Source organism: Enterobacter sp. ECC-249, from assembly GCF_043965265.1.
Taxonomy (GTDB): Bacteria; Pseudomonadota; Gammaproteobacteria; order Enterobacterales; family Enterobacteriaceae; genus Enterobacter; species Enterobacter quasiroggenkampii.
Genome location: NZ_CP143660.1, coordinates 2,545,255 through 2,557,827 on the forward strand (window position 1 = coordinate 2,545,255; position 12,573 = coordinate 2,557,827).

A 12,573-nucleotide genomic window follows, 5' to 3' on the forward strand; every position below is an offset into this window, starting at 1 on the left:
GGGCGCGCTGAAAAAAGGAGAGTCGAGAAGGTAATTATGGAACAGTTCGTGTGCTTAGCAAATTAATTGTTGCGCAAACGTAAAAATAAACGCGCGAAAGAGAAGGCATCGTCTCACTACGCCTTCATTTCGCGCAGGTTATCTTATCCGGCGTTTAGGTTTCCCACGCATGTGGGGCAAACAGATAGCCCTTGTTACGCACGGTTTTAATGCGGTAGGGCTCGGTGGCGTTATCCTGCAGCTTTTTGCGCAGACGCGAAATCGCTACGTCAACGCTGCGGTCCATTCCGTCATAGCTCACGCCACGCAGGTTTTTCAGCAGCGCGTCGCGGTCCATGATTTGCCCGGCGTGCGTTGCCAGCTCCCACAGCAGGTCAAAATCTGCGGTGGAAAGGGCGATAAGCTCGCCAGAGAGCAGCACCTGACGGTTAATCGGATCGATAGACAGCGTACCGAAGCGCATCGCTTTGTGCGGCGTCAGAGACGGCGCTGGTGCTTCGCGTTCGATGCTGGCGTGCTGGCGCAAATGGAGGCGCAGGCGAGCGAGCAGGACGGCAGGCGGTGTGGTTTTCAGAATGTAATCATTGGCACCCATCTCCAGCGACAAAATATGGTTCATATCGCTGTCCAGTGAGGTGAGCAGGACGATAGGGCCCTCCCAACGGGCGCGCAGGTCACGGCAGAGCGTCATGCCGTCTTTGCCTGGCAACATGATATCCAGCAGTACCAGATCCGGGTTTTCACGGACGACCACCTCTTCGGCACGATCGCCGCGAGGTTCAACAATGACGTCCATATCATGTTTACCCAGATAGGCGGCGATCAGCTGCCCGACTTCAGGTTCGTCTTCAACATAAACAATCTTATTCATACAGCGTCTGTTTTCGTGAAAAAAGCCAACATACACCGCGAAACCTTAACCTTCCATTAATCTTTCAAAATTAACGCCGGTTCCGTTATTCTGGCTGATATTGTGAGTTGATTATTCCAGGGAAAAAGATGGGGCTGGTGATCAAAGCCGGGCTGGGCGCGCTGGTGGTGTTGCTGATTGGCATGCTGGCGAAAACGAAAAACTACTATATTGCCGGGCTGATCCCTCTCTTCCCGACCTTTGCACTCATTGCCCACTATATCGTGGCGTCTGAACGCGGTACGGAAGCGTTACGCACGACCATCGTGTTTGGCATGTGGTCAATCATCCCGTATTTTCTCTACCTGCTTTCGCTTTGGTATTTCACCGGTTTTCTGCGTCTCCCACTGGCGCTGAGCGGGGCGGTGGTCTGCTGGGGGCTCAGCGCCTGGCTATTAATTTTCTTCTGGAGCCGCTTTCACTAGCGCAGCGGTCGGCCGCCGTCCACGGCAAAGGTTCTGCCGGTGACGTAGCAGCTGGTGAGCAGGTAATCCACCAGGTCGATGACCTCTTTCTCGCCCGGGGCGATTTTCATAAGCGACTTATTCAGCGCCTGCTGGCGATACTCCGCATCATCGTTCTCGTTAAATAAAATCATCGCCGGTGCGATGGCGTTCACCTTCACCTCGGGGGCGAGCTTGCGGGCAAACGATCGGGTCATGTTATCCAGTGCGGCTTTACTGGCCGCATAGGCGATGTGCTTGTCGCTGCCGCGCTCAACCACATAATCAGTGAAGTGAATGATGTCGCCCGCCGCGTGCCCGTGGCCGCGCAGTAGATCCTGCAGAGCGTGGTTAAGCAGATAAGGGGCATTAACGTGGATCTGCAACATGGAGGAGAGCGTTTCGCTGAGTGACGTACCGGGCTTTTCGGCACGCCATGCGCTGGCGTTATGGATCACGGCGCGCAGCCCCGTCGTGGTGGATTTTACCTTTTCGGCGAAAGCCAGAATGCCTTCATCGGTTGAAAAATCAGCCTGAATGCAGACAGCACCGGCTTTGCGTAACCCTTCAATCGACGGATATTCCGTACGGTAGCTGACAATGACCGGATGGCGAAGGTTGAGAAAATGATGGGCGAGGGCGAGGCCGATACGGCGGCCTCCGCCGGTAATCAGTATTGGGCGAAGCGGTGCATTTCCCATCGTATTCTCCTTAACAGTTCAACAATGGGAAAGGCGTTGCTATCCCATTAACATCCAGGTTGCCGGTAGGGCAGCAACCAGTAACAGTCCAATTAATGCCATCTCACGGCGTTTCAGCGCGTTCTCCAGCTGATGCGTGCGGCGGGCGTAGATAAACACCAGCAGACCCGGTGCGTACAGCACCACCGACAGCAGCAGATGCATAGGTCCGGAAGCATACAACAACCACAGGCCGTAAATACAGGCTCCGACACCCACGAGATAATGCGCCGGGCGAGTGGCAATTTTTAACAGATACGCACCCACTAAGAAATAGGGTACCAGAATCATCTCCGAGGCGATGGTCAGCAGGGTGTTATAGTCTGAACCTGTGAGCCAGATCAGCACCAGACAGACCTGAACGCTGATGTTGGTCAGCCAGAGTGATGCCGACGGCGCGCTGTTTTTGTTTTGACGGGCAAACAGGCGTGGAAACGCCTTGTGCGTCGCGGCCAGGAATGGCACTTCAGCCGCCATGATGGTCCAGCTCAGGTAAGCGCCGCAGACGGAAACGATCAGCCCAGCGGCAATCACCACATCGCCCCATGGGCCGAGCATTTTCACCATCAGGCCAGCCATTGACGGGTTACGCATTTCCGCGAGCTCAGGACGCGCCACGACGCCGAGCGACAGCAGCGTCACCAGCAGATAGACCCCGAGCGCAGCCAGTACGGCCAGAAGCGTGGCGCGGCCCACATCGCGTTTGTTGCGGGCGCGAGCAGAAACCACGACCGCGCCTTCAACGCCGATGAACACCCACAGGGTAATCAGCATCGTGTTTTTCACCTGCTCCCAGACGGGAACGCCCAGCGCAACGCCGCTGAAATCGAGCTTAAACACGTCGAGACGGAACGCAATAAAGGCCAGAACGATAAACAGCCCGAGCGGAACCAGTTTCGCCAGCGTCGCCACCAGGTTGATGCTGGCGGCCGTTTGTACGCCACGTAATACCAGCCAGTGGACGAACCACAGTAACACCGAGGCGCCCACAATAGACTGCCAGGTGTTCCCGTCGCCAAAAAGACGCAGCTCAGGCGTATCGGTAAAGAAACTGAGCGCCGAGAAGACGATAACCAGATAGGAGACGTTGGCGATAACCGCACACAGCCAGTATCCCCACGCGGAACAGAAGCCAATCAGCTCGCCGAAACCTTCACGCGCATAGGTGAAAATGCCGCCGTCCAGGTCCGGGCGAATGCGGGTGAGCAGCAGCATGGCGAAGGCCAGCAGCAGTATGCCGACACCGGTAATGCCCCAGCCAATGATGAGCGCGGAAGGGCTGGCGACGGCCGCCATATTTTGCGGCAAACTGAATACGCCCGCACCCAGCATTGAGCTTAAAACGAGTGCAGTCAGAGCACTCAGGCCAAGTTTCTTTTCCATTGGCTTCCTGTTATGAAAGGTCAAAATCCAGAATAATTATTTCGCTCAGGCGCATAAAAATGGTGGATCACACTAAGGCGCGGGATTTTACGGAGTGTAACGAAAGCATGCAATGACGTGGGGCAGAAATTCAAAAAAAGTAACAAAAAAGGCGGCATTGCGCCGCCTTTCGTAAACGATTTTGTTACTTGTACAGATCGGCGCTGATGGTCACGTTGTTACCACGTTCCTGCCACTGGCGGGTGATGTGGTAGAACTTCGCCCCTTTCTTCGCCGCACGCTTCGCGACCTGGTAAGAGACTTCCGTCATGTTGCCGTAGTTGCCGGTAAATTTGATGCTGTCGAACGGCACCATCTGCGCGGCAGTGGCGTTGTTCAGCTCTTCAATTTTGGTACCGTCCGGCAGCGTAACCGAATAACGGCCACCTTTCGTGGACTGCGTTTCGAAGAAACGGCCCACTTCAGCGCTCGGGGCAGCGGTCGTTGCTACGCCTGGAATTTCAACTCTCTTCGCTGCTTCGCCGCCTTTCGCTATTGCCGCGCGACCGGCTTCTGAGTTCGCCGGAATCGCATCCGGGCTCTGCAGAACACGTTTTTTCGCATCTTCTTTATAGATGAACGCGGTAATACGCTGGTTGCCACCCTGGTTAGCATCGACCTGACGCACGATGTAGAACGAGTAAGCCCCTTTCTCTTTCGCGGCTTTGGTGATGGCATCGTTCACTTCAGGCTGGCTGCGGTAGAAGCCCTGAACGGTGACGGTATCGTAAGGTTCCAGCTCAATCGCCTGATCTTTCGGCAGCTCAACAACACCGTTGATCACGCGGTTTTTTGGTGCATCAGCTTTTGGCGCATTGTCTTTGAACAGCGCAATGGTCACGCGCTGGTTGCCGCTGTTGCCGTAATCGGACTGGTCAACGACATAAAACGAGGCGGCCCCGTTTTTATCAGCAGCTTTTGATGCCGCGGCGACGGCGTCGCCAATAGAATTATAACGACCCACAATGACCGTATGGTCAAAAGGTTTTAACGCTGCCGCTTGCTCCGGCGTTAACTCTGTTGCGGCATTCGCAGACAGGGCGGTCGCGGAAAGAAGTGCGGACGCCAGGAGTGTGTTCTTAAGCTTCATAAAAATGATCCTTCGCCTTGCGCAAACCATGTACTGGTATTGTTGTTAATTTGAGACGGTCCCGATTATTGCATTTAAAACCCGTCGCTGTCTGCGCCATTTTTCACTGCCTGTGCTTACTGAATCACCTTATTCGATAACATTTAGTGATATGTTGAAAAAACACGCATTTGACAAGTAAAACTGATAAAGCATATGACTTTTACAAGTTAATTTAATGTTAATAAGTTGTTCTCTTATGGCGCTATATCATGTTTTTACCGCTTCGCTTGCGCGTTTTATCGGTTCTGACAATCAATTTAAGGTAAATATCACTGTCAGTGACGCCGATCGCTTATTTTTCACAGATAAAATAAGAAATAGTGTTTTCTGGCGGTAGATCGCGGGCGCTATTTTCAGTAGGTTATAGACAGTTTGTTACCGTTTTATTTTCCGGGGTTAATCATATCGCGTCGCTCGCGCGATGGCGAAAATTGATACAAACCACGGGCATTTATCGATAAACCATCATCAAAAACCGATGGAAGGGAAAACTATGCGTATTGGGGTACCAAAAGAACGGTTAGCCAATGAAACCCGCGTAGCGGCAACACCGAAAACGGTGGAGCAACTGCTTAAACTGGGTTTTACGGTCGCGGTTGAAAGCGGCGCAGGCAAACTGGCGAGTTTCGATGACGAGGCCTTTATCCAGGCTGGCGCAGAAGTGGTCGATGCTGCTGACGTCTGGCAGTCGCCGGTGATTCTGAAGGTCAACGCACCGGAAGAGAGTGAGATTGCGCTGCTGAATCCGGGGACGACCCTGGTGAGCTTCATCTGGCCTGCGCAAAACCCGGAGCTGATGGAGAAGCTGGCAGCCCGTGGCGTGACCGTGATGGCAATGGACTCCGTGCCGCGTATTTCGCGCGCGCAGTCGCTGGATGCCTTAAGCTCCATGGCAAACATTGCCGGCTACCGTGCCATTGTTGAAGCGGCCCACGAATTTGGTCGCTTCTTTACCGGTCAAATCACCGCCGCGGGTAAAGTTCCTCCGGCGAAAGTGATGGTGATTGGCGCGGGCGTGGCGGGCCTTGCCGCAATCGGTGCGGCAAACAGCCTGGGCGCTATCGTACGCGCCTTTGACACCCGCCCAGAAGTAAAAGAACAGGTCCAGAGTATGGGGGCCGAATTCCTTGAGCTGGACTTCAAGGAAGAAGCGGGCAGCGGCGATGGTTACGCGAAGGTGATGTCCGAAGCGTTTATCAAAGCCGAAATGGAACTCTTCGCCGCCCAGGCGAAAGATGTCGACATTATTGTCACCACCGCGCTTATCCCGGGCAAACCGGCGCCGAAGCTGATTACCCGTGAGATGGTTGACTCCATGAAATCGGGCAGCGTGATTGTCGACCTGGCCGCCCAAAACGGCGGTAACTGTGAATATACCGTACCGAATCAAGTGACCACGACCGCTAACGGCGTGAAGGTGATTGGTTATACCGATCTGCCGGGCCGCCTGCCAACGCAGTCTTCCCAGCTCTACGGCACTAACCTGGTCAACCTGCTGAAGCTGCTTTGCAAAGAGAAAGACGGCAGCGTCACCGTTGATTTCGACGATGTGGTGGTGCGCGGCGTCACCGTGGTCCGTGACGGTGAAATTACCTGGCCTGCGCCGCCTATTCAGGTTTCTGCTCAGCCTCAGGCGGCACCGAAAGCGGCACCTGCGCCAAAAGAGCCCGCCAAACCGGCTTCTCCGTGGCGTAAATACGCGATCATGGCGCTGGTAATTATTCTGTTCGGCTGGCTGGCTGACGTTGCGCCGAAAGAGTTCCTCGGCCACTTTACCGTGTTCGCGCTCTCCTGCGTCGTGGGCTACTACGTGGTGTGGAACGTCTCCCATGCGCTGCATACGCCGCTGATGTCGGTAACCAACGCCATCTCCGGGATCATCGTCGTGGGGGCGTTACTGCAGATTGGTCACGGCGGCTGGATCAGCTTCCTGAGCTTTATTGCGGTGCTGATCGCCAGTATCAATATTTTCGGTGGTTTCACCGTGACTCAGCGCATGCTGAAAATGTTTCGTAAAGGGTAAGGGGTAGCATATGTCTGGAGGATTAGTGACAGCCGCATACATTGTTGCTGCAATCCTGTTTATTTTCAGTCTGGCGGGGCTTTCCAAACACGAAACGTCTCAGCAGGGGAATAACTTTGGTATCGCCGGGATGGCGATTGCGCTGATTGCCACCATCTTCGGGCCGGATACCGGCAACGTGGCGTGGATCCTGGTGGCGATGATCATCGGCGGCGCGATTGGTATTCGCCTGGCAAAACGCGTTGAAATGACCGAGATGCCGGAGCTGGTCGCTATTCTGCACAGCTTCGTGGGTCTGGCGGCGGTGCTGGTGGGCTTCAACAGCTACCTGTATCACGAACCGGGCCTGGAACCGATTCTGGTGAATATCCACCTGACGGAAGTGTTCCTCGGTATCTTCATCGGTGCGGTGACCTTCACCGGCTCTATTGTCGCGTTCGGCAAACTGCGCGGGAAGATCTCCTCCAAACCGCTGATGCTGCCAAACCGTCATAAGCTGAACCTGGCGGCGCTGGTCGTATCGTTTGTACTGCTGGTGGTCTTTGTGCGTACCGAAAGCGTCGGTCTGCAGGTGCTGGCGCTGCTGGTAATGACCATCATCGCGCTGGCGTTCGGCTGGCACCTGGTGGCGTCCATCGGTGGTGCGGATATGCCGGTGGTGGTCTCGATGCTGAACTCCTACTCCGGCTGGGCGGCAGCGGCGGCAGGCTTTATGCTGAGCAACGACCTGCTGATCGTCACCGGTGCGCTGGTGGGTTCTTCCGGTGCGATCCTGTCTTACATCATGTGTAAGGCGATGAACCGCTCGTTCATTAGCGTTATCGCCGGTGGTTTCGGGACCGACGGATCTTCTTCCAGTGCGGATGAAGAAGTGGGTGAGCACCGTGAAATTTCTGCGGAAGATACCGCAGACATGCTGAAAAACTCGCATTCCGTGATCATCACCCCGGGCTACGGTATGGCGGTGGCGCAGGCGCAGTATCCGGTGGCGGAAATCACCGAGAAGCTGCGCGCGCGGGGCATCAAGGTTCGCTTTGGTATTCACCCGGTGGCTGGGCGTCTGCCGGGCCATATGAACGTGCTGCTGGCGGAAGCGAAAGTGCCTTACGACATCGTGCTGGAAATGGATGAGATCAACGATGATTTCGCCGACACCGACACCGTGCTGGTCATTGGTGCCAACGATACCGTTAACCCTGCTGCACAGGACGACCCGGGCAGCCCAATCGCCGGGATGCCGGTTCTGGAAGTGTGGAAAGCGCAGAACGTGATCGTGTTTAAACGCTCCATGAATACCGGCTATGCCGGGGTTCAGAACCCGCTGTTCTTCAAAGAGAACACCCACATGCTGTTTGGCGATGCTAAAGCCAGCGTGGATGCGATTCTGAAATCACTCTGACAGGGTAAAGCCCGGTGGCGCAAGCTTACCGGGCCTACCAAACCCGTAGGCCGGGTAAGGCGAAGCCGCCACCCGGCAAAAAAAAACCGCCGGTTCTCCGACGGTTTTTTTCATCCTGCGGGTTAATCGTCTTCCGGATCGTCCAGCTCGACCGGCGTCTGGTACTCATCCGGCTTAATGACCAGCAGGTCGCAGCGCAGATGGTCGATCACCTGTTCCGCGGTATTACCGAGGAACGCGGCAGAAATACCGGTCCGGCCAATGGTGCCCAGCACCACAATCCCTGCCTGCAGGTGTTCCGCCAGGTCCGGGATCACCTCTTCAGGCAGCCCTTTTTCCACGTGGGTCATTTTCTCATCGATGCTGAATTTCTGGCGCAGCGCTTTCATGGCCAGCAGGTGCTGACCGCGGATCGCGTCGTTGTACACGCTTGGGTCAAATTCAGGCAGCTCAATGGCAATGTTAATCGGGGTGACCGGATAGGCGCCAACCAGATGTACTTCGGTATGATTGACCTGATCGGCAAGCTGGATAGTCTCCTTCACCAGCTTCTCGTTCAGGGAGTTGTGGTAATCCTCTTCGCTCGCGAGGTTTACCGCCACAACGGCTTTCCCACCTTCAGGCCACGGCTGGTCTTTCACCATCCAGACCGGGCAAGGGCATTTACGCAGCAAGTGCCAGTCGGTTGGGGTGAAGATCACGGATTCCAGCTTGTCGTGCTGGTGCGCCATCTTCAGCAGCAGGTCGTGCCCACCGGCGACAATTTCCTGGATGATGGCTTCAAAAGGTCGGTTATGCCAGACCACTTTAATATCAATGGGCACGCCCGCTTCCAGGTAATACTTCGCCTGTTCACGGATCCACGCGGTACGCTGGCTGATGACGCCCTGACGCATAGCGGTGCGCTCGTCAGGCGACAGAAGGGTGGTCATCTCATACGAGAAGTCATAGATCGGCAAAAACGCTTTGATTTTGCCACCAATCCGTTGATGTAAATACACAGCACGTCGTAATGCCGGCTGATCGTCCTGATTCGGATCGATAGCTACCAGCATGTTTTGATACTTGGCCATACAGGTCTCCTTACTACTGTCACCACAGTCTGTAATTAAAAGAGTAACCTATATATCCTGAATGAAACAGAGGGGAGGTTTTGCCAGATCAATAATTCATGAAAATTTATCAGAGGAAAAGCACCGTGGTCGTCACCGCGATGAACGCAATAAACAGCAGCACCATCACCGCAATCGCAAAGGTCGTGGAGTCCTGGACGTAGGTTTTTTCCTCCCCCTTCATCGGGCCGACAAGCATGATCCAGATGAAGATAAAGGTCACAGAGGCAATCACGACTGAAACGAAAAACAAACTTTCTCTCAATTCATAACCTCAACGAGAACCTTTTGGGCGCTGTGTGGGGACGTGCTACGGTGAAAATATCTTGAAACGGAAGAGATTACACCAGACCAATAAATCACAGGAATTTATCAGTCTGGTCATCAATATGCGGAGTGTTACGCCACGTTGCGGGCGTGCCCGGCAAGAACGGCAAGCGCTTCACCGTTTTCGATAGTGATGTATTTACCTTTAACGGCCAGCATCCCGCTTTTCTGGAAACGCCCCAGCAGACGGCTGATGGTTTCCACGGTCAGACCCAGGTAGTTACCGATATCGCCACGCGTCATCGTCAGACGGAATTCACGCGGCGAGAAGCCACGCTCGGCGAAGCGGCGGGAGAGGTTGTAGATAAACGCGGCCAGGCGCTCTTCGGCATTCTTTTTAGAAAGCAGCAGGATCATGTCCTGATCGCCTTTGATCTCACCGCTCATCAGACGCATCATCTGCTGACGCAGGTTAGGCATCTTACCGGACAGATCGTCCAGGGTTTCAAACGGGATTTCGCAAACCATTGAGGTTTCGAGCGCCTGAGCAAAGCTCGGGTGATGGCCCGTACCGATGGCATCAAAGCCCACCAGGTCGCCCGCCAGATGGAAGCCGGTGATCTGCTCATCACCCTGTTCGGTGATGGTGTAGCTCTTGATGGTGCCAGAACGGATAGCATAGAGCGATTTCAGTTCGTCTCCCGCTTTAAACAGCGTCTGCCCTTTCTGAATAGGCTTTTTGCGCTCGATGATATTATCAAGCTGATCGAGTTCATGCTCATTCAGGGTAAACGGGATACAGAGCTGGCTGATGCTGCAATCCTGGCAATGGATAGCACAACCGCCAGACTGAATGCGTCGTATAATTCGCTTTTCCGGGATCATAGGTTTGCTCAAGCCTTAATTGATATTGGTCAATTTTAACATCTTTTTGGTAAGTACGTAAGCCTGACAAACCCTCAATAAGGACAAGAGACGGCAACGTGTCGCCATCTTCTTGAAATTCCACAGCTTGATTATGGATTTTTAGCCTAACCGGTAGAAAATTAAGCACAAAAAGCCTGGGAACTAGAGCAAGAGATACCCTTCATGGCGCAGTAGCCACTCTTTTCGCTGCACGCCACCGGCATAGCCCGTCATGGTGCCGTTGCGGCCAATGACGCGATGGCAGGGCACTACGATGCTGACCGGGTTAGAGCCGTTCGCGGCACCCACCGCGCGTGCGGCGCCAGCGCGACCTAACTGCTCCGCGAGCTGGCCGTAATGCATGACCTGCCCGCACGGAATCGACCGCAGCGCCTGCCATACTTCACGCTGAAAAGGGGTGCCTGCCGTGGCGGTGGGCAGCGTGTCGATGATGCTGAGATCGCCTTCGAAGTACGCCGCAAGCTTGTCGCTCAGCCCGCCCGGGTTGGTGGCGCTGATGCGTTCATAACCCTGCAGGCGGTAATGAATATTGAGCAGTTCTTCCATGCGGTCGCTGTGCTCTTCCCACTCAACGGCGCGCAGATTGAACGTCTCATCCGCGATCACCCACAGCGGCCCGAGCGGCGTCGCAATCTTATCTTCGAGTAATCTCAGCATCCTCATTCCTTTAGTTCAGCCTCGGGTATATTCCCGGCCCAATCGGCAGGCCGACAAGATACCATGCCACCAGCATCACCAGCCATACCCCTAAAAAGATAAGCGGGTAGGGTAAAACCAGCGAATAGTAGGTACCCAGTTTGGCCTCGGGTTTATAGCGCTGGAGGAAGCCTAAGAACAGCGGAACAAACGGCGAAACCGGCGCCAGCGGAATGACCGAAGAGTCCGCGATGCGGAACAGGATCTGGGCAAACGCCGGATGGAAACCCAGCATCATAAACATCGGCACAAAGATCGGGGCCAGAATCGACCAGATGGCGGAGCCGCTGGCGATAAACATGCACAGCAGGGATGACAGCAGCGCCAGGCCGACAAACGCCGGTACGCCGCTTAATCCGGCAGCCTCCAGCGCGTCGGTCAGGCCCACGGCCATAAACTTGCCCATGTTGCTCCAGTTAAACATCGCCACAAACTGGGCCAGCGGGAACACCATCACGATAAAGCCCGCCATCTCTTTCATCGGCTCGATCATCAACTGCGGCAGATCGCCCTGACGGCGGATTTTGCCGGTAGCGATACCGTAGGCGAGCGAAACAACAAAGAAGAAGAGAATAATCAGCGGCACGATGCCCTGAATAAAGGGTGACGGCAGGACGGTATGTTTAACCGGATCGCGCAATATGCCGTTTTCCGGTACCACCATCAGCGCCACCGCGGCAATAAACGCCAGCGAGACAATCCCCGCCACGCGCAGGCCGAAGCGCTGCTCTTTGCTCAGCGTTTCCAGCTTTTCATCACTGCGGCCTTCCCATTTACCCAGTCGCGGCTCGACGATCTTATCGGTAATCAGCCCGCCGACAATCGTCAGGACAATGACCGAGCTTGCCATAAAGTACCAGTTGTCGATCACGCTGACGCGCATCCCCGCATCAATGGTTTTCGCCGCCTCCGTACTGATGCCCGAGAGCAGCACGTCGGTGGTCACGATCAGCAGATTGGCGGTAAAGCCGCAGCCCACGCCCGCAATCGCCGACAGCAGGCCCGCCACGGGATGACGCCCGACGGCGAGGAAAATCAGCGCCCCCATCGGCGGCATGATCACCAGCGCGGCGTCGGAGGAGATATGGCTGAAGAAGGCGATAAACAGCACCATATAGCTGGCGTAACGCGCGCTGACGTGAGAAGCCATCTTCGCCATCAATGCGGGCAACAGGCCCACGCGTTCCGCCAGCCCGGCGCCCAGCACCAGCGCCAGAATGGCGCCCAGCGGGGCGAAACCGCTGAAGTTTTTGATGACGTTGGGTAAAAACCAGTGCAGCCCGTCAACGCTGAGCAGGTTCTTTACCGCCACCAGGCTGCCGTCGGCCGGGCTGCGCACGCTTACGTCAAAAGCGGAGAGCACGGCGGTGGCGACCATCAAAATCACAATCAGATAGATAAACAGCAGGAAAGGATGCGGCACTTTATTGCCGATCCTTTCAACCCAGCCATAGAGCTTACCGGATGGGGAATGCGAAGGTATGGATGACATACTCATGGGC

The 12,573-nt window shown here is 55.1% G+C and carries 12 protein-coding genes; 3 read left to right on the forward strand and 9 right to left on the reverse strand.

Annotated features, from left to right (window positions below; translation table 11 throughout):
• Window positions 1-154: 154 nt before the first annotated feature.
• Window positions 155-871: a two-component system response regulator RstA gene (gene rstA, locus V1587_RS12285; protein WP_021241154.1), complete on the reverse strand. Its 717-nt coding sequence runs from the start codon at window positions 869-871 to the stop codon at window positions 155-157.
• Window positions 872-999: 128 nt separating this feature from the next.
• Between rstA and V1587_RS12290 the strand changes: the two genes are divergently transcribed.
• Window positions 1,000-1,335, forward strand: a complete 336-nt coding sequence (locus V1587_RS12290) for a GlpM family protein (RefSeq protein ID WP_045910346.1) — start codon at window positions 1,000-1,002, stop codon at window positions 1,333-1,335.
• Here V1587_RS12290 and folM read toward each other — a convergent pair.
• The 3 genes from folM to ydgH all read right to left on the reverse strand — a co-directional run bounded on the left by folM (window position 1,332) and on the right by ydgH (window position 4,605).
• On the reverse strand, window positions 1,332-2,054 hold the full coding sequence (gene folM / locus V1587_RS12295; protein WP_371897611.1) for a dihydromonapterin reductase: 723 nt from the start codon (window positions 2,052-2,054) through the stop codon (window positions 1,332-1,334). The genes V1587_RS12290 and folM overlap by 4 nt on opposite strands.
• Window positions 2,055-2,093: 39 nt before the next feature.
• Window positions 2,094-3,476: an amino acid permease gene (locus V1587_RS12300; protein ID WP_371897610.1), complete on the reverse strand. Its 1,383-nt coding sequence runs from the start codon at window positions 3,474-3,476 to the stop codon at window positions 2,094-2,096.
• 184 nt (window positions 3,477-3,660) lie between these two features.
• Window positions 3,661-4,605 carry a DUF1471 family protein YdgH gene (gene ydgH / locus V1587_RS12305; protein ID WP_371897609.1) on the reverse strand — a complete coding sequence of 315 codons (945 nt, stop codon included), beginning with the start codon at window positions 4,603-4,605 and terminating at the stop codon, window positions 3,661-3,663.
• A gap of 535 nt (window positions 4,606-5,140) precedes the next feature.
• Here ydgH and pntA point away from each other — a divergent pair.
• Window positions 5,141-6,670 carry a Re/Si-specific NAD(P)(+) transhydrogenase subunit alpha gene (gene pntA, locus V1587_RS12310; RefSeq protein WP_371897608.1) on the forward strand — a complete coding sequence of 510 codons (1,530 nt, stop codon included), beginning with the start codon at window positions 5,141-5,143 and terminating at the stop codon, window positions 6,668-6,670.
• Window positions 6,671-6,680: 10 nt separating this feature from the next.
• On the forward strand, window positions 6,681-8,069 hold the full coding sequence (gene pntB / locus V1587_RS12315) for a Re/Si-specific NAD(P)(+) transhydrogenase subunit beta (protein ID WP_024909329.1): 1,389 nt from the start codon (window positions 6,681-6,683) through the stop codon (window positions 8,067-8,069).
• Between the two features lie 122 nt (window positions 8,070-8,191).
• Here the strand turns inward: pntB and uspE are convergent, their stop codons facing one another.
• From uspE to abgT, 5 genes are all read right to left on the reverse strand, one after another.
• A complete protein-coding gene (gene uspE, locus V1587_RS12320; RefSeq protein WP_023335478.1) occupies window positions 8,192-9,142 on the reverse strand; it encodes a universal stress protein UspE in 951 nt (316 codons plus the stop codon).
• Window positions 9,143-9,251: 109 nt separating this feature from the next.
• Entirely contained in the window at window positions 9,252-9,434 is a 183-nt protein-coding gene (locus tag V1587_RS12325) for a hypothetical protein (RefSeq protein ID WP_014883604.1), read from the reverse strand.
• Window positions 9,435-9,580: 146 nt separating this feature from the next.
• Window positions 9,581-10,333: a fumarate/nitrate reduction transcriptional regulator Fnr gene (gene fnr / locus V1587_RS12330; RefSeq protein WP_006174991.1), complete on the reverse strand. Its 753-nt coding sequence runs from the start codon at window positions 10,331-10,333 to the stop codon at window positions 9,581-9,583.
• Window positions 10,334-10,516: 183 nt separating this feature from the next.
• Window positions 10,517-11,032, reverse strand: coding sequence for a methylated-DNA--[protein]-cysteine S-methyltransferase (ogt, locus tag V1587_RS12335; protein ID WP_045401311.1), 516 nt, complete (start codon window positions 11,030-11,032; stop codon window positions 10,517-10,519).
• 10 nt (window positions 11,033-11,042) lie between these two features.
• Window positions 11,043-12,569 (reverse strand): p-aminobenzoyl-glutamate transporter, encoded by a 1,527-nt coding sequence (gene abgT / locus V1587_RS12340; protein WP_395314345.1) that lies wholly within the window; start codon window positions 12,567-12,569, stop codon window positions 11,043-11,045.
• Between the last annotated feature and the right edge of the window lie 4 nt (window positions 12,570-12,573).

Bases quoted from the DNA above. Each gene is read 5' to 3' on its own strand.
- ydgH (WP_371897609.1), bottom strand. From the start codon at position 4,605: ATGAAGCTTAAGAACACACTCCTGGCGTCCGCACTTCTTTCCGCGACC.
- V1587_RS12290 (WP_045910346.1), top strand. From the start codon at position 1,000: ATGGGGCTGGTGATCAAAGCCGGGCTGGGCGCGCTGGTGGTGTTGCTG.
- rstA (WP_021241154.1), bottom strand. From the start codon at position 871: ATGAATAAGATTGTTTATGTTGAAGACGAACCTGAAGTCGGGCAGCTG.
- folM (WP_371897611.1), bottom strand. From the start codon at position 2,054: ATGGGAAATGCACCGCTTCGCCCAATACTGATTACCGGCGGAGGCCGC.
- pntA (WP_371897608.1), top strand. From the start codon at position 5,141: ATGCGTATTGGGGTACCAAAAGAACGGTTAGCCAATGAAACCCGCGTA.
- pntB (WP_024909329.1), top strand. From the start codon at position 6,681: ATGTCTGGAGGATTAGTGACAGCCGCATACATTGTTGCTGCAATCCTG.
- ogt (WP_045401311.1), bottom strand. From the start codon at position 11,032: ATGCTGAGATTACTCGAAGATAAGATTGCGACGCCGCTCGGGCCGCTG.
- fnr (WP_006174991.1), bottom strand. From the start codon at position 10,333: ATGATCCCGGAAAAGCGAATTATACGACGCATTCAGTCTGGCGGTTGT.
- V1587_RS12300 (WP_371897610.1), bottom strand. From the start codon at position 3,476: ATGGAAAAGAAACTTGGCCTGAGTGCTCTGACTGCACTCGTTTTAAGC.
- abgT (WP_395314345.1), bottom strand. From the start codon at position 12,569: ATGAGTATGTCATCCATACCTTCGCATTCCCCATCCGGTAAGCTCTAT.
- uspE (WP_023335478.1), bottom strand. From the start codon at position 9,142: ATGGCCAAGTATCAAAACATGCTGGTAGCTATCGATCCGAATCAGGAC.